24 protein-coding genes are annotated in these 18,657 nt (G+C 70.6%); 3 read left to right on the forward strand and 21 right to left on the reverse strand.

The features are described from left to right. Positions 1-89 precede the first annotated feature (89 nt). Genes HYV93_23285 through HYV93_23295 form a run of 3 tightly spaced genes read right to left on the reverse strand, consistent with a single transcriptional unit; the run spans position 90 to position 2,882 of the window. Entirely contained in the window at positions 90-1,373 is a 1,284-nt protein-coding gene (locus tag HYV93_23285) for a TRAP transporter large permease (protein ID MBI2528892.1), read from the reverse strand. After that, a complete protein-coding gene (locus HYV93_23290) occupies positions 1,374-1,841 on the reverse strand; it encodes a TRAP transporter small permease (GenBank protein ID MBI2528893.1) in 468 nt (155 codons plus the stop codon). It abuts the gene before it with no gap. A gap of 18 nt (positions 1,842-1,859) precedes the next feature. Further along, positions 1,860-2,882, reverse strand: a complete 1,023-nt coding sequence (locus HYV93_23295) for a DctP family TRAP transporter solute-binding subunit (protein MBI2528894.1) — start codon at positions 2,880-2,882, stop codon at positions 1,860-1,862. Between the two features lie 322 nt (positions 2,883-3,204). Between HYV93_23295 and HYV93_23300 the strand changes: the two genes are divergently transcribed. Then, the gene (locus HYV93_23300) at positions 3,205-3,405 is read left to right on the forward strand and encodes a cold-shock protein (protein MBI2528895.1); all 201 of its coding nucleotides are present in this window, start codon (positions 3,205-3,207) and stop codon (positions 3,403-3,405) included. A 341-nt stretch (positions 3,406-3,746) separates the two neighbouring features. Next, complete coding sequence (locus tag HYV93_23305; protein ID MBI2528896.1) at positions 3,747-3,947, forward strand: cold-shock protein; 201 nt, start codon at positions 3,747-3,749, stop codon at positions 3,945-3,947. A 448-nt stretch (positions 3,948-4,395) separates the two neighbouring features. On the opposite strand, the gene HYV93_23310 is transcribed toward HYV93_23305, so the two are convergent. The 11 genes from HYV93_23310 to HYV93_23360 form a co-directional block, all read right to left on the reverse strand. Continuing rightward, positions 4,396-4,695, reverse strand: a complete 300-nt coding sequence (locus HYV93_23310) for a helix-hairpin-helix domain-containing protein (GenBank protein MBI2528897.1) — start codon at positions 4,693-4,695, stop codon at positions 4,396-4,398. A 125-nt stretch (positions 4,696-4,820) separates the two neighbouring features. After that, on the reverse strand, positions 4,821-5,225 hold the full coding sequence (locus HYV93_23315; GenBank protein MBI2528898.1) for a copper resistance protein CopC: 405 nt from the start codon (positions 5,223-5,225) through the stop codon (positions 4,821-4,823). Then, the gene (locus tag HYV93_23320) at positions 5,222-5,533 is read right to left on the reverse strand and encodes an HNH endonuclease (protein ID MBI2528899.1); all 312 of its coding nucleotides are present in this window, start codon (positions 5,531-5,533) and stop codon (positions 5,222-5,224) included. Before HYV93_23320 ends, HYV93_23315 begins: the two co-directional genes overlap by 4 nt. Further along, positions 5,533-7,479, reverse strand: coding sequence for an ABC-F family ATP-binding cassette domain-containing protein (locus tag HYV93_23325; protein MBI2528900.1), 1,947 nt, complete (start codon positions 7,477-7,479; stop codon positions 5,533-5,535). Before HYV93_23325 ends, HYV93_23320 begins: the two co-directional genes overlap by 1 nt. Before the next feature lie 16 nt (positions 7,480-7,495). Next, positions 7,496-7,891, reverse strand: coding sequence for a PPOX class F420-dependent oxidoreductase (locus tag HYV93_23330; protein ID MBI2528901.1), 396 nt, complete (start codon positions 7,889-7,891; stop codon positions 7,496-7,498). After that, positions 7,891-8,052, reverse strand: a complete 162-nt coding sequence (locus HYV93_23335) for a hypothetical protein (GenBank protein MBI2528902.1) — start codon at positions 8,050-8,052, stop codon at positions 7,891-7,893. Before HYV93_23335 ends, HYV93_23330 begins: the two co-directional genes overlap by 1 nt. Before the next feature lie 12 nt (positions 8,053-8,064). Continuing rightward, positions 8,065-8,253 carry a carboxymuconolactone decarboxylase family protein gene (locus tag HYV93_23340; GenBank protein MBI2528903.1) on the reverse strand — a complete coding sequence of 63 codons (189 nt, stop codon included), beginning with the start codon at positions 8,251-8,253 and terminating at the stop codon, positions 8,065-8,067. After that, a complete protein-coding gene (locus HYV93_23345; protein ID MBI2528904.1) occupies positions 8,253-8,804 on the reverse strand; it encodes a hypothetical protein in 552 nt (183 codons plus the stop codon). Before HYV93_23345 ends, HYV93_23340 begins: the two co-directional genes overlap by 1 nt. Then, on the reverse strand, positions 8,801-10,357 hold the full coding sequence (locus HYV93_23350; protein MBI2528905.1) for an MFS transporter: 1,557 nt from the start codon (positions 10,355-10,357) through the stop codon (positions 8,801-8,803). Before HYV93_23350 ends, HYV93_23345 begins: the two co-directional genes overlap by 4 nt. Further along, a complete protein-coding gene (locus HYV93_23355; protein ID MBI2528906.1) occupies positions 10,357-10,683 on the reverse strand; it encodes a DUF971 domain-containing protein in 327 nt (108 codons plus the stop codon). Before HYV93_23355 ends, HYV93_23350 begins: the two co-directional genes overlap by 1 nt. After that, complete coding sequence (locus HYV93_23360; GenBank protein MBI2528907.1) at positions 10,680-11,564, reverse strand: DNA-3-methyladenine glycosylase 2 family protein; 885 nt, start codon at positions 11,562-11,564, stop codon at positions 10,680-10,682. The genes HYV93_23355 and HYV93_23360 overlap by 4 nt, the downstream gene beginning before the upstream one ends. Positions 11,565-11,712: 148 nt before the next feature. Between HYV93_23360 and HYV93_23365 the strand changes: the two genes are divergently transcribed. Continuing rightward, a complete protein-coding gene (locus HYV93_23365; GenBank protein MBI2528908.1) occupies positions 11,713-12,501 on the forward strand; it encodes an enoyl-CoA hydratase/isomerase family protein in 789 nt (262 codons plus the stop codon). Positions 12,502-12,507: 6 nt separating this feature from the next. On the opposite strand, the gene HYV93_23370 is transcribed toward HYV93_23365, so the two are convergent. The 7 genes from HYV93_23370 to groEL all read right to left on the reverse strand — a co-directional run. Further along, positions 12,508-14,337 (reverse strand): APC family permease, encoded by a 1,830-nt coding sequence (locus HYV93_23370; GenBank protein MBI2528909.1) that lies wholly within the window; start codon positions 14,335-14,337, stop codon positions 12,508-12,510. Between the two features lie 140 nt (positions 14,338-14,477). Continuing rightward, positions 14,478-15,827 (reverse strand): replicative DNA helicase, encoded by a 1,350-nt coding sequence (gene dnaB / locus HYV93_23375; GenBank protein ID MBI2528910.1) that lies wholly within the window; start codon positions 15,825-15,827, stop codon positions 14,478-14,480. 20 nt (positions 15,828-15,847) lie between these two features. Then, positions 15,848-16,291, reverse strand: a complete 444-nt coding sequence (locus HYV93_23380; GenBank protein MBI2528911.1) for a 50S ribosomal protein L9 — start codon at positions 16,289-16,291, stop codon at positions 15,848-15,850. A gap of 16 nt (positions 16,292-16,307) precedes the next feature. After that, a complete protein-coding gene (locus HYV93_23385; protein MBI2528912.1) occupies positions 16,308-16,544 on the reverse strand; it encodes a 30S ribosomal protein S18 in 237 nt (78 codons plus the stop codon). A gap of 21 nt (positions 16,545-16,565) precedes the next feature. Beyond that, positions 16,566-16,970: a single-stranded DNA-binding protein gene (locus HYV93_23390; protein ID MBI2528913.1), complete on the reverse strand. Its 405-nt coding sequence runs from the start codon at positions 16,968-16,970 to the stop codon at positions 16,566-16,568. After that, on the reverse strand, positions 16,970-17,323 hold the full coding sequence (gene rpsF / locus HYV93_23395) for a 30S ribosomal protein S6 (GenBank protein MBI2528914.1): 354 nt from the start codon (positions 17,321-17,323) through the stop codon (positions 16,970-16,972). The genes HYV93_23390 and rpsF overlap by 1 nt, the downstream gene beginning before the upstream one ends. 242 nt (positions 17,324-17,565) lie before the next feature. Beyond that, positions 17,566-18,657, reverse strand: a 1,092-nt coding sequence (gene groEL / locus HYV93_23400) for a chaperonin GroEL (GenBank protein ID MBI2528915.1), incomplete at its 5' end; no start/stop codon positions are given.

The raw sequence follows: 18,657 nt of genomic DNA on the forward strand, positions 1-18,657 counted from the left end.
CCGTCTGTCCTAATCTAGCACCGGCCCGGGCGCGGCACAACGGGCCATCTCGCCTGCGAGGACGCCGGCGCGCCCGCCGGCCGCGCGCGTCAGCGGATGCCCAGGGTGTCCGGCAGCCAGAGGGACAGCGCCGGGACGTAGGTGACCAGGAGCAGCGCCGCCGCCAGCGCGACCACGAAGGGCATGGCCCAGCGCGAGATCTCGGTCATGGGGGCGCCCGAGATGTGCGAGGCCACGTAGAGGTTCACGGCCACCGGCGGCGTGATGGTGCCGACGGCGAGGTTGACGGTCATCATCACGCCGAACCAGACGGGGTCCCAGCCGAACTGCTTCATGAGCGGGAGCAGGATCGGCAGGAAGACGTAGTAGATGGAGATGGCGTCGAGCAGCATGCCGGCCACCAGCAGCATGGCGTTGAGGAGCAGCAGGATCACCACCGGGCTCGTGCTGAGCCCGACGAGCGCTGCCGCCGCGCGGTCCATGATGCCCATGGTCGAGCCCGTCCAGGAGAAGAGCCCGGCGAAGGCCACCACCACCATGACCACGGAGGTGGACACGGCGGCGTCGCGGAACGTCTCGTAGAGGTCGCGCCAGGCGAGGTTCCGGTGCACGGCGAGTCCCACGAAGAGGCCGTAGGCCACGGCCACCACGGCCGCCTCGGTGGGCGTGAACACCCCGCCGTAGATCCCGCCCAGGATCACGACGGGCGCCAGGAGCCCCCACTTCGCCTCCCAGGCCGCGCGGCGGATCTCGGCCCAGGTCCCCCAGCGCTCGCCGCCCCAGCCGTGGCGCCGCGCGATCCACATCGTCGGCGCCACGAGCGCCAGGCCCATGAGGAGCCCCGGCACCACGCCCGCGGCGAAGAGCCGCGCGATGGAGGCCTCCGTGATGACGCCGTAGACCACGAAGGCCACGCTGGGGGGGATCAGCACGTCCGTGGTCGCGGCCGCGGCCACCAGGGCCGCCGCGAACCCGACGGCGTACCCGCGCCGGACCATGGCCGGGATCATCACGGTGCCGATGGCCGCCGTGTCGGCCGGGCCCGTGCCCGAGATGGCGCCGAAGAACACGCACCCGCCGATGGCGACCAGGCCCAGCCCGCCGGGCACGGGGCCGATCATCAGGTTCAGGAGGTTGACGAGCCCGCGCGACAGGCCCGCGCGGTCCATGACGAAGCCGGCCAGGATGAAGAACGGAATCGCCAGCAGCGGGAACTTCGCGATGTTCGCGTAGACGTTGGCCGCGGTGACCTGGATGCCGAGGTTGAACTGCCAGAGAAAGAGCAGGGCCGTGAGGCCGATGGAGGTGACGATGGGGACGCCGAGGCACAGGAGCAGGAAGAAGCAGCCGAAGAAGAGGAGCCCCGGCTCCATCTACTCCCCGAGCCTCCGCTGGGCCCGCAGGGCGCCCTGCACGATCCGGAGAAGGATGAGGGCGCCGATGACCGGGATGCCGGCCGTGTACCACCACTGCGGGATGGCGAGCGCCTCGGAGGTGGTTCCGAGCTGGCGCTCGCTCCGGATCTGTCCCACGCCGAAGTAGATGAGGGCGGCGAACAGCGCCAGCGCGAGGGCGGCCGCGAGCCAGATCGCGCAGCGCTGCATGCCCCGAGGCATCCGCTCGACGACCCACGTGAAGCCCAGGTGCAGCCCCTCGCGGAAGGCCACGGAGGCCCCGAGGAGCGTGAGCCAGACGAAGAGGCTCACCACCACCGCCTCGGTGAAGGCCAGCGAGTAGCGGATGAGGTAGCGGGTGACGACGTTGAGGAGCGCGATGGCCGTCATGACCGCCAGGAGGAGGACGCACGCGCCCTCCTCCAGGCGGTCGAGCCACCGGCTCACGCGCGCGGGCTCGCGCGCCTACTTCGTCCGGGCGACGATCGTCTCGGCCGACTTGACCAGGTCGGCCCCGACCTCGGTCACCCACTTGTCGTAGACGGGCCTGGTCTTCGTCCTGAAGGCGGCCAGCTCGGCCGGCGACAGCGTGACCACCTCCATGCCGTTCTTCTTGAGTGTCTCGACGGCCTCCGTGGAGCCCTCGAGCCCCGCGCGCGCCCCCTTCTTCTGCCAGGCCATCACCTCCAGCGCCGTCTTCTTGACGATGTCGCGGTCGGCGGGCGTCAGGCTCTCCCAGGTGATCTTCGACACGCCGAGGATCAGGGGATCGATGGCGTAGCTCCACAGGGAGATGTTCTTGTGCACCGTCCAGAGCTTGTACGGGAAGATGACGGACACGACGGGGTTCTCCTGGCCGTCCACCGTGCCCTGCTGGAAGGCGGTCTGGGCATCGCCCCAGTTCATGTTGATCGGGTTGGCGCCCAGCGCCCGGAAGGTGTCGATGAAGATCGGCGAGCCCACCACCCGCACCTTGAGCCCATCCATGTCCCCGGGCTTGCGCACCGGACGCTTGGAGTTGGTGATCTGGCGGAAGCCGTTCTCCCCCCAGGCCAGCGGGAGCACGCCCTTGGCCTCGACGAGCTTGAAGAGCTTCTGCCCGGGCTCCCCGCTCTCCACCGCGTCCAGCGCCTTGTAGGAGCCGGCGAACAGGAAGGGCATCGCGAAGAGGTTGAGCTCCTTGACCTGCGGCGACCAGTTGATGGTGGAGCCGAGCGCGAAGTCGGCCACCCCCTGGTTCAGCAGCGTGAACTCGTTGGTCTGCTTGCCGGCGAAGAGCTGGCCGGCAAAGTAGTTCTTGACGTTGATCCGGCCCTGCGTGCGCTCCTTGAGGAGATCGGCGAACCTCGTCGCCGCCTCCCCCCAGGGGCCCGTCGGGCCCACCACCAGACTGTTCTTGAACTCGGGCTTGTACTGCGCCGCGGCAGGAGCCGCGGACCAGGCGACGAGAAGCGAGAGGGACAGCGCAACGGGCAGGAAGCGTTTCATGGTGGTATCTCCTTGATTTGGCCGGTTCCCGCGAGCGGGTATAGCATGCCTCCGGAAGATGTGTCAACACGCGTCCCACATGGACGCATCGGGCGGAAATACCGCTTGACAGCGGGGCGGTGCGCTTGTAAAGTGAGGTGCGGTTCTAGGTTCATCCGGTCAGCCGATTGGTAGCGGGCACGAAGACGCGAAAGTCGAGATCAACGCCGCGGGGGCCTCAAGCCCAGCGGCGTTTCTGTTTGTCCTCCATTGTCGGAGGGCCCCCCGCCATGGTGGCGGGGTATCACCGAGGCGCAAGCCTCAGAAGAAAGGGTAGTGGTCCATGGCACAGGGTACGGTGAAGTGGTTCAACGACGCGAAGGGGTACGGCTTCATTTCCCAGGAGGGTGGCGAGGACGTCTTCGTACATTTCAGCGCCATCCAGGCCCAGGGCTTCAAGAGCCTGGCCGAGGGCGATAGGGTGGAGTTCGAGGTGACCCGGGGCCCGAAGGGGCTCCAGGCCTCCAACGTGCGGAAGGCCTGACAGCATCCCCAGCGCGAAAACGGACGGCCGGGCCCCCGCGAGGGGGCCCGGCCATTTTCATGCCTCCGAAGGCATCCGGCATCGGCGCGGGTGAAGAACAGCCTTGACAGGCCTTCGAGGGGGTTGGTAAGGTAGCGGCGGTTTTCGGGTACCGCTGACGTGTCGCTTGATCCGCACGCGAACGAAGCTGGTCGGTCCTGAAGGGCGCGAGCGCCGTGAGGACGCGAGTCCTCGTAGGCGCTCTTTTTGTTTCCCCCCGATCTCGGGGGAGACCCCGGCCATGGTGGTCCGGGGATTTCGTGGGCGGATCACCCCCGCTCAAGGAGAGAGGGAATCGAGGTATGGCACAAGGCACGGTCAAGTGGTTCAACGACGCGAAGGGGTACGGCTTCATCCAGGTCGAGGGCGGGGAGGACGTCTTCGTCCACTACAGCGCCATCCAGGCCCAGGGCTTCAAGAGCCTGGCCGAGGGTGACAAGGTGGAATTCGAGGTCACCAAGGGCCCGAAGGGGCTCCAGGCTTCCAACGTGAGGAAGATGTAGGACCGGCGCGAACCATTCGACGGCCCGCCGGACCTTCCGGCGGGCCGTTTTCTTTGTCGGGCGGCAGTGCTGCGGAAAAAGGAGCCCCGACGGCGTTTGCGGCTTCGGGGGTGCTGAGCCGCCCCGCTGGTGAAAAGCGGGGCCGTCGGGGCCGGTGGGTCCTGGGTCCTCCAGGGCCACCTTCAACAGCTTACTGCCGGGCCTTAGGAGGTGACCACCTCACAGATCACCGTAGGGGTACACATCGGCTGGATCACCTCCCTTTCTCGGCGCGGCCCGGCTGAGGGCCCAGGACCCATCACCGCGCACCGGACGCCGACTCCCGGCGCGAGGCTCGGCCACGTCGCTGCTGGCGGGATTGCCCGCGGGGACGCCAGGGGAGCCTGTGTGAGCTCCGACCGATTTCGCCCGAATCTTACATGAGCCGGGCATCGCCCGAAAGGTTTTTTCATTTCACGCTGAGCCGGCCCTGGTTCTTCTCGAGAACGCCGCGCCCCACGCCCTCGACCTTCCCGAGGTCCTGCACCCGCTTGAACGGCCCATGGGCCTGGCGGAAGGCGATGATGCGCTCGGCTACGCCCGCCCCCACGCCCGCGAGCTTCATGAGCTGCGCCTTCGACGCCTCGTTGATGTTGACCTTGGCCTCGCCCCTGCCCGCCTTGTCCTCGGGGCCCGCGACGACCCCCGGGACCAGCGCACACGACACCGCCAGCAGCACCATCGCGATCCATCCCGTCCGCAACGTCATGGCCTCCTCCTCGGTGGTGAGTGGATGATGAGACGCCTCGGTGGACGCGATTTCACTCCGGCGGGGACGAGCCGTCAATGTCCAGAATGCGATACACGACGCGTGGGGACGGGAGGATACAGCGGTCAGGGCGCGACGCGGAAGGTGAAGCGGCCCTCGCTCACGTGGCTGTCCACGGAGACGACACGCCAGCGCACGGTGTAGGCTCCGGGCAGGAGCGGCTGGAGCGAGAGGCGGAAGAGCTTCGGCGCGGAGCGGTCGATCCGGCCGTCGCCCCGGTCCACCCGGCGCCCGTCTTCGCCGACCACCTCGAGGCGGCTCCACGCCGGCTCGAGCGCCTCCGTGAACCAGAGCCGCACCTCGCGTGGCGGGGTGCGCAGCGCGCTCCCGGCGCGGGGGTCCGTGCGCTCGATGAGGGCATGCGCCGCGCCCCCCGTCGCCCCGACCAAGGCGATCAGGAGTGCCAGGACGGCCACCAGCGTCGTGCCGCCGTGCGCGCGCCTCACGACGGCGCGCGTGCGTCGCGTCACTCGTCCGCCGGGCGGGCGAATTCGCGGAGGCAGGCCTCCCACTCCCACGGCAGGAGCGACTGCTTCTTCGAGTTGCAGTCCTTGCAGGCGGGCACCAGGTTTCCCCGCACCGACTTGCCGCCGCGGACGAGGGGCACGATGTGGTCCGCGCTGAGGGCCCTCGGGCCCACCCGGCGCCCGCAGTAGTGACAGACGCCGTCGGCGATGCGCCGCTTCCACCACGTGCTCTGGCGCAGCTCCCGCGCGCGCGCCTTCTCGCGCTTGAGGTCGGCCTCGGACGCCACCGGGGTGAAGCGCTGGGCTGGCATCACGGCCCCTCGACGGTCGAGGAGAGGCGCGCGGACAGCTCCTCCCACTCCTTCATCAGCCAGGCCACCTGCTCCTCGGTCTCCCGGCGCGACTTGGCGATCTCGCGCGCCCGGGCACCGTCGCGGTAGAGATCCGGGTCGGCCAGGGCCAGCCCGATCTCCCGGAGGCGGGCTTCCATCTCGCCGATCTGGGTCTCGACGGCCGCCAGGCGCGCCTGGATGTCCCTGAGCTCGCGTTCGAGGCTCTTCCGCTTCGGGCTGCGCGGGCGGGCCGCCGGAGCGGCCTCGGGGGCGGGCGCGGCCGCGCGGCCGCGTCCTGGCTGAGGGGTGGGAGCCGGCGCCTTCTCCCCGGTGGCCGACTTGCGGGAGAGGTAGTCATCGTAGTTCCCGAGGAAGCTCGCGAGGCGCCCGGCCCGGACCTCGACCACCCGGGTCGCGATGCGGTTGATGAAGTACCGGTCGTGGGAGATGAAGACGATCGTCCCGGCGAAGGCGGCCAGCGCCTCCTCGAGCACTTCCTTCGAGGCCAGGTCGAGGTGGTTGGTGGGCTCGTCCATGCAGAGGAGCGCGGCGGGCCGGACGAGCATCCTGGCCAGGGCCAGGCGGGCCTTCTCGCCGCCCGACAGGACCGACACCCGCTTGTCCACGGCGTCCCCGCCGAAGAGGAAGGAGCCGAGGATGGCGCGGAGACGGCTGTGGGCGGCGTCGGGGGCGGCCGCGGTGATCTCCTCGAGCACGGTCCGGGCGGGATCGAGCGCGTCGAGCTGGTGCTGCGCGTAGTAGTGGACCTCGACGTGCTGGCCCAGCGCCCGCTCCCCGCGCTCGAAGGGGAGCACGCCGGCCAGGATCTTGAGCAGGGTGGACTTGCCGGCGCCGTTGATGCCGACCAGCGCCACCCGCTCGCCCCGCTCCACCAGGAAGTCGAGCCCGGCGTAGACCACGTTGTCGCCGTAGGCCTTGCAGACACCCGCCAGGCGCGCCACGACGCGCCCGGTGCGTGGAGGCTGGGGGAACTTGAAGTGGATCTTCCTCGCGGCCGCGTCCACCTCCACCCGCTCGAGCTTCTCGAGCATCTTCACGCGGCTCTGGACCTGCCGGGCCTTGGTCGCCTGGTAGCGGAAGCGCTCGATGAAGCGCTCGATCTCCTCGACGCGCCTGGCCTGGTTGCGCGCCTGGGCTTCCATGAGCGCCTGCCTCGCCTCCCGCTCGAGCAGGAAGTGGTCGTAGTCGCCGGGGTAGACCTGGATGCGCCCGCCGGCGAGCTCGGCGATGGAGGTCACCATGCGGTTGAGAAAGTAGCGGTCGTGGGAGACGATCACGACGCTTCCGTCATAGGCGGCGAGGAAGCCCTCCAGCCACTGGAGCGACTCCAGGTCGAGGTGGTTGGTGGGCTCGTCGAGGAGCAACAGGGCAGGGCGGAGCAGGAGCAGCCGGGCCAGCGCCGCGCGCATCCGCCAGCCCCCGGAGAACTCTTCCAGCGTCCGGTGGACGGCATCCGGTCCGAAGCCCAGTCCCCCGAGGATCACCTTGGCCTGGGCCTCGAGACGGTACCCGCCCAGGGCCTCGAAGCGGTGCTGGATCTCGCCGTAGCGGTCGGTGAGCGCCGGATCGGCGTCCGGGTGCGCCATGCGGGCGGCGAGATCTTCGAGCGCCTCCTCGAGCTGCCAGACCTCGTCGAAGCCGGACAGCGCCTCCGCGAGCACCGTGTGCTCGCCCCCGCTCCCCCCCGCCTCCTGCGGCAGGTAGCCCACCGAGACGCCGCCGTCGCGGTGGACCCGGCCGGCATCGGGCTCCTCGACGCCGGCCAGGATGCGGCACAGCGTGGTCTTCCCGGCGCCGTTGGGCCCGACCAGCCCGATGCGCTCGCCGCTGACGATGCGCCAGGAGCAGTCGCGGAGGAGCTCCTGGCCGCCGTAGGCCTTGGCCACGGATTCGAGGGCGATCACCGGGCTCTCCCTGCCCCTACCCCATGGTCTGCACGCGCTGGGGCGCGATCTTGTAGATGACGCGGACCTCGCCGGGCTGGCGGAAGGGGTAGGTGTCCTGGCCGAGGTACTTCTTGGCGAGCGAGTCGATGTGGCCGTCGGCCCCGGCCTCGGTGATCTCGGCCACCCGGCCCTTGACCTGGAAGTAGCGGTACGGGTTGTCCGGGTCCATGACGGCCAGGGCGACGAGCGGGTTCCGGCGCAGGTTCTTGTCCTTGACGCGGCCCCGGGCCGTGTTGACCCGGATGTGGGTCCCGTCCCAGTCGAACCACACCGGGGTCACCTGCGGGGCGCCGTCGGCCCCGAGGGTTGCCAGGCTGGCGAAGGCCTTCTTCTCCAGCAGATCCTTGAACGGCTCCGGAATCCCTGCCATCATGCCCCTCCCGTGTTCGTGGCGCCCGCCCTGATCGCGTCCATCACCGCGAAGGCGTGGCGGACCGACTTGATGGCCAGCGTGCCGCCCATCAGCACGCCGATGTCCAGCGTCTCGGCGATCTCCGCGTCGGTGGCGCCCTGGTGGAGGACCTCCTCCACGCGGTGCTCGATTCAGTCGAAGCAGTTCTGCGACACCGCCACGGCCAGGGCCGTCAGCTCCTTGTGCTTCTTCGAGAGCGCGCCGTCGGCGAACAGGCGCCGGCCCAGCGCGCCGAAGGCCGCGGGCACCTGCATGGGGCTCCGCGCCACGAGGCCGTTCAGGCGCTGCCGCTCGGCGTTCTTCTCGTGGAGGTGGATCATCACTGGGCCTCCTCGCTGGCGGACGCCCCGCGGGACGGGGCGGGAGGGTCCGTGAGCGCCCGGGCGCGCGCCTCCGCGAGGCCGCGCAGCGCGAGCAGCAGCCGGACGAGGCACTGCTGCACGAGGGCGCCGTCCTGGGCCGTCGGATCAGCCACCCAGGCCCTCGCCCACTCCCGGTTCTCCGCCTGGAACCCGAGCGTGGGCGAGAGGGCCTCGAGACGGAGAAGCAGATCGTCAGCGGGCAGCCCGCCCGCCTTGAGCCGCGCGACGACGGCGCCCCGGACCGCGGCGTTCCAGACGCCGGTGAGCGCCTCGATCAGCGCCGTGTAGCATGTGGCGTCCGGGCGCTGCTCGATCTGCTCGATCATCGCCGCGGCGAGGGGGTGCAGGGCCGGCGCCCCCTCCTCGTCCACGCCGATGAACCCGGCCAGCAGCGGGTCCCTCGACAGGACGGCGCCGCCCGCGAGCAGCGCGCGCAGCTCCGCGATGGACACCGGCGGCAGCCCGGCCAGACGCTCGAGGAGCGGGACATCCCCGGCCATGGTCGTCACGGCCCCGAGGGAGCCGCCGGCTCCTGGGCCACCGCCAGGTCCTTGGCCTGCCCGGCGGGAACGAGGAAGGCGGACGCGAGCGCCGCGACGCACACTGCGAGCCCCACGGTGAAGACGCCGCCCACCGCGGAGGCCATGGCCGGCCGCATCTGCAGCAGCACCTCCGCGCCGAGCCCCGCGCGACTCATGGGGTTCACGATCAGGTCGGGATGCTCGACCACGCGCCGCAGCCCCTCCTGCAGCGGCGGCGGCGCCGCGGCCAGCAACCCCGCGAGCTCCGTGTGCAGCCGGTGCGCCATCACCGCCCCCATCACGGCCACGCCCACCGTGCCCCCGATGGACCGGAAGAACGAGACGACGGAGGTGGCGGAGCCCAGGAGCGGGCGCGGCACGGCGTTCTGCACCGCGATCAGCATGGGCACGAAGACGAGCCCCATGCCGATCCCGGCCAGCACGATGTCCCGGGCGGCGGTCAGCCGGGTGAGGGACGCGCTCCAGCCGGCGAACAGGAGGAAGCCGAGGGTGAGGACCGCCATGCCGGCCAGGACGACGCCGCGGTAGCCGACCCGCAGGACCAGGCGCGCGCCGAGGATGGAGAACGCGACCCACCCCAGGATGAAGGGCGTGAGCACGAAGCCGGCCTGGGTCGCCGTGCTCCCGATCACGGCCTGCAGGAAGAGGGGAATGTAGGCGATGGCCCCGAACATGGCCATCCCGGAGAGGAATCCGGTGGCCGAGGCGGCGCGGACCATCGGGTTTGCGAAGAGCCCGAGGGGGATGAGGGGCTCGGCCGCGCCCCGCTCCACCAGGAGGAAGCCGGCGAGCAGCACCGCGGAGGCGGCGAGCAGCGCCAGGACGGACCCCTGCGTCCACGAGGCCCCGCGTCCCGCCTCCACGAGTCCCATCAGCAGGGCGGAGATGGCGCCGGCGAAGAGCAGCGTCCCCGCGTGGTCGAACACCACGGGCCGGGGCGAGCGCCCCTCGCCGCGGAGCCCGCAGCCGATGGCGCCGGCGGCCAGGAGCCCGAAGGGCACGTTGATGTAGAAGACCCACCGCCAGGACACCGTGTCGGCCAGGAAGCCGCCGAGCAGCGGGCCCACGAGGGAGGCCACCCCCCAGACTCCGGAGAAGTACCCCTGCATCTTCGCCCGGCGCTCGAGATCGTAGAGGTCGCCGATGATGGTCATGCCCAGCGTGATCAGCGAGCCCGCGCCCAGCCCCTGCACGGCGCGAAAGGCGATGAGCTGGCCCATGCTCTGGGCGAACCCGGAGAGGGCCGAACCGACCAGGAAGAGGGCGAAGCCGGCCAGGTAGGTCCGCCGGCGGCCGATGAGGTCGGCCAGGCGCCCCCAGATCGGCATGGTGACCGTGGAGGCCAGGAGGAAGCCGGAGAACACCCAGGAGTAGATCCGGATGCCTCCGAGGCTGGCGACGACCGTCGGCATCGCGGTCGCGACCACCGTGGACTCCATCGCCCCGAGGAACACCGCGCCCATCACCCCGGCCAGCACGAGGCCCCGGTGCGTCGCGCCCGCAGTTGCCGTCCCGGGCACTAGTGGCCGCCCGTGCAGCCGGCGCAGCCACACCGCGCGCGGAGCTGCGAGTACGGGTAGAGGCTCTGGCCTCCGTCCGACCAGGTGACGCGCAGGGCATCCGGGAGCTTCTTGATCTCCCGCGGCCACGTCATGGCCTCCGTGAGCGCCGGCGGCGGCGAGCCGGCGAGCGCCGGATCGTCCAGCCGCAGCCGGTCGAAGGGGTAGATGCTCGAGTGGCTGTCCGCCCAGGTGATGCCGAGCGCGTAGCGGCCGACCAGATGCACGTCCCGCGGCTGCTCCGGATTCGGCTGCCCCAGGATGGGCAGGCCCCGCTTGATCGTCATGTCCCGCCTCCGGCAGTCGCGCCGGCGAGCCGCTGCCCGGCCAGGAGATAGTGCACCGCCAGGTTCTGATGGCCTCCCCACGCCGCCGCGCGGCGGCGGACAGCCGCTTCGCTCGGGAGCCGGCCGCGGCCGAAGAAGTGGGCGAAGGCCTTCCTCACCGCGAGGTCCCCCGCCGGGCAGACGTCCCCGCGCCCCAGGCTGCGCGCCAGGAACCACTCCGCCGTCCACCGCCCGAATCCCCGGATCGCCGTCAGCGTGCTCATCACCTCTCCGTTGGGGCGCCCGCGCAGGGCATCCAGGTCGAGCGCGCCGGAGGCGACCTGGCGGGCCAGACCGATGATGTACTCGGCCTTCCGCCCCGTGAACTGCATGGCCCGGAGCTGTCTGACCTGCGCGCGCGCCAGCCGCTCCGCGTCCGGGAAGGCGTAGACGGTGTGGCCGCCCACCGCCACGGGCGTGCCGAAGCCCCGCACCAGCCGGGCGCGCACCGTGAAGGCGAACCGCAGATTCACCTGCTGGGCGCACACCGCCCCCACGAGCATCTCGAGCGGTTGCGGCATCAGCGTGGGCCGGAGCCCGTAGAGCCGCGGCACCAGCGCGCCGAGCACCGGATCGCGGCGCGCGGCCTGGTAGAACGCCGGTAGATCCAGCTCGAGCCCGCAGAGCTGCCGGGCCTCGGCGACCGCCGCGTCCAGGGCCCGGGCGCTCCGCGCCCCGGGGAGCCGGAGCGTCACCCGCGCGTCGTCCGGGCCGCCGGCCCAGCGTAGCTCGTAGCCGTACCAGCGCCCGCCGACCCGCACCGCGCGCCGGAAGACCCCGTCGCCCAGGCTGTTCGCCGGATCCTCGCCCCAGAGGTGAAACCGGGCAAGCGTGCGAGCCACGTCCAGCGGTCCGCGGGCAGCAAGGGTGGCCTCCATCGCGGGAATTCAGTGTACCAGAGGCCCGCCGCGAGGGGAACGGCGCGCGCGGGTTGCGTCTGTCTCCGGGCCTCGCGTATGGTGGGGGCACTCTCACTGCGAGGTGCGCGCCATGCCCGATGCCGTCCTCGTCGCCCGGTCCGATGGAGTGCAGACCCTCACGCTCAACCGTCCCGACTCGCTCAACGCGCTCACCGTGGAGGTGATGGGCGCCCTGGCCGACCGCCTGGAGGAGGCGGCCGCCGACCGGGACACCCGCGCCGTGGTGATCACCGGCGCGGGCAGCGCCTTCTCGGCGGGCGGCGACCTGGCCTTGCTCCAGGCGCTCCCGGGCATGCCCGAGGGGCGCGCCCGGGAGGTGGTCTACGGGGCGTTCCAGCGGGTGCCGCGGCTCATCCGCGCCATGACCAAGCCCGTGATCGCCGCCGTCAACGGCGCGGCCGTGGGCGCCGGCTGCGAGATCGCCGTGGCGTGCGACTTCCGGATCGCGTCGGAGAAGGCGCGCTTCGGCGAGGTCTGGATCACGCTCGGCTGCATCCCGGCGCTCGGCGGCATGTTCCTCTTGCCCCGGCTCGTGGGGCTCGGCAGGGCCACGGAGCTCGTCCTCACCGGCGAGATCATCGACGCCCGGGAGGCGCTCCGCATCGGCCTCGTGAACAAGGTGGTCATGCCGCCGGACCTGCCCCGCGCCGCCGAGGAGCTCGCCCTGAGCCTCGCCCGGGGGCCGGCGCGCGCCATCGCCGCCGCCAAGGCCGCGCTCGACCGCGGCCTCGCCTCGACCTTCCAGGCGGAGCTGGCCGCCACCGTGGAGGCGCAGATCGCCTGCTTCGCCACCCGCGACTTCGCGGAAGGGGTCCGGGCGCTCGCCGAGAAGCGGACGCCGCGGTTCACCGGCGAGTGAGCGCCGTCACCGGGAGAGGTGGTACGGCACGTCGGTGACCACCACGTTCTTCCGGAACAGGAGCGCCCCCTTGATGAGGAGCGCCGTCTGGTTGTGCAGCAGGTGCTGCCACCACCGGGCGGGGATGAACTCGGGGATGATGATCGTGACGATGTGGTTCTCGCCGTGGGCCAGCAGGTGGTCGAGGTACGCGAGGAAGGGCGTCAGCAGCGACCGGTAGGGCGAGGTCAGCACCACCAGCGGCAGCCCGCACCCCCACTTCCCCCACTTCTCCTCGAGGCGCCGCGTCTTCTCCGGGTCCAGCTCCACGTACACCGCCTTCGCCGACGGCGACAGTGTCTGGGCGTACTGCAGCGCCTGGATCACCCCCTTGTGCAGATCGCCCACCAGGACCAGCACCGTGTGGTGCATGGGCGCCGGGGCGACGTAGCCCTCCACGGAGAGCTGCCCGGCCACCTGCTGGTAGTGGCGGTGGATCATGACGAACACCGCGACGAGGAGCGGGATGAGGAACACGACGATCCAGGCGCCGTGGGTGAACTTGGTGGCGGCGATCACCAGCATCACCAGCCCGGTGACGGACGCGCCCACGGCGTTCACCCACCAGCGCCACCACCACCCCTCCTCGCGGCGGGTGAGCCAGCGGCGCACCATGCTGGCCTGGGAGAGCGTGAAGGAGATGAAGACCCCCACCGCGTAGAGCGGGATCAGGGCATGGGTGTCGCCCGAGAAGACCACGATCAGCAGGGCGGCCGTCCCGCCCAGGATCAGGATGCCATTGGAGAACACGAGGCGGTCGCCGCGCGTCCCGAACTGGCGCGGGATGAACCCGTCGCGCGCCAGGAAATACGCGAGTCGGGGGAAGTCGGCGAACGAGGTGTTGGCCGCGAGGACCAGGATCAGCATCGTCACCGCCTGGATCTCGTAGTAGAGGAGGCCGCCGCCGAAGACCTGCCGCGCCAGCTGCGAGACCACCGTCTCCTGCCTGGGGACGATCCCGTGGTGATGGGCGAGGAAGGTGATCCCCATGAACAGGGCCACGAGGATGAGGCCGAGGTACCCGAGGACGGTGCGCGCGTTCCGGGACTCGGGCGACTTGAACGCGGGCACGCCGTCGGAGACGGCCTCGACGCCTGTCAGCGCCGTGCACCCGGCGGCGAACGCCCGGAGGACGAGGAAGAGCGTCACCGCCTGCATGCCCTCGCCGCCCGCCGCCGGCGGCGTCGGCGCCGGCGCGGACACCGCCCAGCCGAGCATCCACCCCATGAAACCGTAGGCCAGCATCCCGGCGAAGCTCACGATGAACAGATACGTGGGCAGCGCGAACAGCGCGCCCGATTCCCTGATGCCCCGCAGGTTCGCCGTGGCGATGATCGCGATGCACAGGACGCCCAGCACCACGCGGTACCCGTAGAGCGCCGGGAAGGCGGAGGTCACCGCCGCCACCCCCGCGGCCACGCTCACGGCCACCGTCAGGACATAGTCGATGAGCAGCGCGCCCCCGGCCACGAGGCTCGGCAGCGCGCCGAGGTTGTCCTTGGTGACGATGTAGGCGCCGCCGCCTTGCGGGTACGCGAGGATGGTCTGGCGGTACGAGCTCACCACCACGACCACCAGCAGGGCGATGGCGACACCGATCGGGATGGAGTGCCCGAGGGCCCCCGTCCCGGCCAGCACCAGGACGAGCAGGATCTCTTCCGTGGCGTACGCGACGGACGACAGGGCGTCGGAGGCGAACACGGCGAGCGCAGTCCGCTTCGAGAGGCGCTCGTGGCGCGCCTGCGCGGTGGCCAGCGGCCGGCCGACGAAGAGCTGCTTGAGGGCGTTGAGTCGCACGGAGGGGCTCCGAAGGCCCTACGCTAGAGGGCCGACTCTCCCTTGTCAAGCAACGGGGCGCGGCCCCGGCCCTTCGCGAAACTCCGGGATCGGCGCGTCGGCCCGCGTCGCCGCCGGCGCAAGAATCGTGGTCCGCTTCGTCAGAAGGGCTGGGGCATCCGCTCGGTCCGGGCCATCCGCTCGAACGAGGCGTACTCGGAGATGAAGGTCAGCTTGACCGTGTCCACGGGGCCGTTGCGCTGCTTGCCGATGATGAGCTCGGCGACCTTCTCGCCGTCCTCGGACTGCAGCCCGTACCGCTCCGGGCGGTACACGAACAGGATGAGGTCGGCGTCCTGCTCCAGCGCCCCCGACTCGCGCAGGTCGGAGAGCTGCGGCCGGTAGTCCTTCGACTGCCGCGCCTCCACGGCGCGCGACAGCTGCGACAGGGCGATGACCGGCACGGTCAGCTCCTTGGCCAGCGCCTTGAGCGAGCGGGAGATCTCGGAGATCTCCTGCTGGCGGTTCTCCGGGGTGCGCCCGCGCATGAGCTGGAGGTAGTCGATCACCACGACGTCGAGGCCGTGCTCCGCCTTGAGGCGCCGGGCCTTGGCCCGCGCCTCCAGCACCGACAGCGCCGGCGAGTCGTCGATGTAGATGGGGGCCTCCGCGAGCCGCCCCGCCGCATGCGTGAGGCGGGTCCAGTCCCGCGGCTCCAGGTAGCCGGTGCGCACCTTGTGGGAGTCCACGCGCGCCTCGGCGCAGAGGAGCCGCTGGACCAGCTGTTCCTTGGACATCTCGAGGCTCAGCACCAGCACGCGCTTGTGCTGCTCCACGCCGGCGTACTTGGCGACGTTCAGGGCGAAGGCGGTCTTGCCCATGGAGGGCCGCCCCGCGATGATGACGAAGTCGCTCGGCTGGAAGCCGGAGGTCAGCCGGTCCAGCTCGTCGAAGCCGGAGGCGAGCCCGGTGATATGCTCCTTCCGCTCGTACAGCCGCTCGATGTGCTCGAAGGCGTCCTTGAGGATGGCCCGCACCGGGATGGCAGAGCCCTGCATGCGGCGCTCGGAGATCTGGAAGATGAGCCGCTCGGCGTCGTCGAGCAGCTTGTCGACGTCGTCGGTGGCGGCGAAGCTCTGCCCGATGATCTCCGTGGCGATGCGGATCAGGTCCCGCAGGAGCGCCTTCTCCCGGACGATGCCGCCATAGGCGAGCAGGTGGGCGGCGGTGGCGGCCTCCTCCACGAGGGCCGCGAGGACCGCCGGCCCGCCGATCTCCTCCAGCGCGTTGCGGCGGCGCAGCTCCTCCGAGAGCGTGAGGAGGTCCACCGGCTCGTTCCGCTCGAAGAGGGCGATCATGGTGTCGAAGATCTTCCGGTGGCCCTCCTTGTAGAAGTCGGAGGGCCGGAGAAGCTCGACGGCCTTCGGGAGACTCTCGCGCTCGAGCAGGATGGCGCCGAGCACGGCCCGCTCCGCCTCCAGACTGTGCGGGGGGATCTTGGAGGTGAGCAGATCCTCGAGCGTCGCCACGCCTACTCCCGGCTGACGATGACCTTGAGGTGAGCCGTGACGTCTCCGTGCAGGCGGATGGGGACGCTGAACTCGCCCAGGGCCTTGATGGGCTCCTCGAGCGCGATGCGGCGCCGCTCGACCTCGAGCCCGTGCTGGCCGAGGAAGGCGGCCACGTCGGCCTTGCCCACCGACCCGAAGAGCCGCCCCTCGTCCGAGGCCTGCCGGCTCTGGGCGAACGTGAGCGCCTCGATGGCCTGCGCCTGCCCCTCGGCCGCCGCCCGCAGCGTGGCGGCCCGGCTCTCCTGGCGCGCCTTGATGGAGTCGAGGTTCTTGAGGTTGGCCGCAGTGGCGTTGAGCGCAAGGTTGTGAGGCAAGAGGTAGTTGCGGGCGTAGCCATCCGCCACGTCCCGCACCTCGCCGCGACGGCCGAGCTTGGGCACGTCGTCAAGGAGGATGATCTTCATCGCGGACTCCCGGGCCTCACTCTGCCGTGTAGGGGACGAGCGCGATGGTGCGCGCCCGCCGGATGGCGTGGGTCAGCTGGCGCTGGTGCCGGGCGCAGCTTCCGGAGATACGCCGCGGGGTGATCTTGCCCCGCTCGGAGACGAAGTTCCTGAGTCTCCGCACGTCCTTGTAGTCGATCAGATCGACCTTGTCGACACAGAACTTGCAGACCTTGCGCCGCCCGAACCGGCGGCGCTTCGCTGGCTTGCTGATCGGGGGAATGGCTCGTTCCTCCTAGAAGGGGACGTCCTCGTCCCCCTCGCTGAGTGGTTCCACGGCGTCGGGCGCGCCCGTCGCGGCCGGGGCCTTGCTCCGGCCCATGAACTGCACGCGCTCGGCCACCACCTCGACGACGTTCCGCTTCTGCCCGTCCTTCGTCTCCCAGTCGCGGGTCTGGAGCCGTCCCTCGACCATGATCGGGCTGCCCTTGTCCAGGTACTCCCCGCAGCTCTCGGCCTGCTTGCCCCACACCACGACGGTGAGGAAGCAGGTGTCCTCCCGCTTCTCCCCGCTCTGCGTGGTGTAGCGGCGGTTGACCGCGAGCCGCAGATCCGCCACCGCGCTGCCGCTGGGCGTGTAGCGGAGCTCCGGCGGCCGCGTGAGGTTGCCGATGAGAAAGACTCGGTTGAGGCTCGCCATCAGACGACCTCCTCGGCGACCGGGGCCTCCGGCTTCGGCACGGACCGCGCGCGCCTGCGCACGGGGACGCGGGTCGTGACGTAGCGCAGCACCTGGTCGTTCAGCTTGAGCTGGCGCTCGAACTCCTTCACGACCGCCGGGGTGGCGGAGGCCTCGATGACGGCGTAGGTCCCCTCGCGCTGCTTGCGGATGTCGTACGTCAACCGACGCTTGCCCCAGTTCTCCACCTTGCCGAGCTGCCCGCCCAGCGTCGCGAGGTTCTCCTGCACCCGGGTCAGGAGCGCCGCGACCTCCTCGTCGGTGGGTCGCGGATCAAAAATCATCAGGATCTCGTACGGGTACAGCGGCTTCACCCCCCTTGGGCACTGCAAGACGCCATTCAGAAAGCGATTCACGTTACCAGAGCCCCCGCCACAAGGCAAGCGCGCCGCCCACCGCGGCGATCAGGAGGAGCCGGCCCGCCCGGCCTCCCGCTGGCGCTCTGTCTCCCTGCGTACACCGCTTGCACGGAGACGGTCAAGACGTGGACAAAAAGAGACACGGCCCCTGCCGTTCCCGGCAGGGGCCGTGCCCCTTCCCCGCGCGAGTCGCGGGTCTAGTACATGTCCCCGTGCGGCATCGGCGGAGCCGCGGCAGGCTTCTCCTCGGGCAGATCGGTCACGAGCGCCTCCGTGGTCAGCAGCAGGCCCGCCACCGAGGCGGCGTTCTGCAGCGCCACGCGCTCGACCTTCGTCGGGTCGATGATCCCCGCCTGGATCATGTCCACGAACTCCAGGCCCTCGGCGTCGAAGCCGCGGGTGGCCACCTTCTCCGCCTTCACCTTCTCGACGATCACGCTGCCCTCGAGCCCCGCGTTCTCCACGATCTGGCGGATGGGTTCCTCCAGCGCGCGCTTGACGATGTTCGCGCCCACCTTCTCGTCACCCTCGAGCTTCAGGGCTTCGATGCTTCCGGCGGCCCGCAGCAGCGCCACGCCGCCGCCCGGCACGATCCCCTCCTCCACGGCCGCCCGCGTCGCGTTCAGCGCGTCCTCCACCCGCGCCTTCTTCTCCTTCATGGCGGTCTCGGTCGCCGCCCCCACCTTGATCACCGCCACACCCCCCGCCAGCTTCGCCAGCCGCTCCTGCAGCTTCTCGCGATCATAGTCGGAGGTCGTATAGTCGATCTGGGTCCGGATCTGCTTGATCCGCCCCTCGATGGTCGCCGTCTTGCCGGCGCCCTCGACGAGCGTGGTGTTGTCCCTGTCGACCACGATCTTCTTGGCCTTGCCGAGATCCTCGAGCTTGATGTTCTCGAGCTTGATGCCGAGGTCCTCGGTGATGGCCTTGCCGCCCGTCAGGATGGCGACGTCTTCCAGCATGGCCTTGCGCCGGTCGCCGAAGCCGGGGGCCTTCACGGCCGCGCAGTGCAGCGTGCCGCGCAGCTTGTTCACCACGAGCGTCGCCAGCGCCTCACCCTCGATGTCCTCGGCGATGATGAGGAACGGCTTGCCCGAGCGCGCCACCTGCTCGAGCAGCGGCAGCATGTCCTTCATCACGCTGATCTTCTTCTCGTGGATCAGGATGAGGGCGTCCTCCAGCACGCACTCCATCCGCTCGGCGTCGGTCACGAAGTAGGGCGAGAGGTAGCCGCGGTCGAATTTCATGCCCTCGACCACGTCGAGCTCCGTCTCGGCCGACTTCGACTC

This window comes from Candidatus Rokuibacteriota bacterium, from assembly GCA_016188005.1.
Taxonomy (GTDB): domain Bacteria; phylum Methylomirabilota; class Methylomirabilia; order Rokubacteriales; family CSP1-6; genus UBA12499.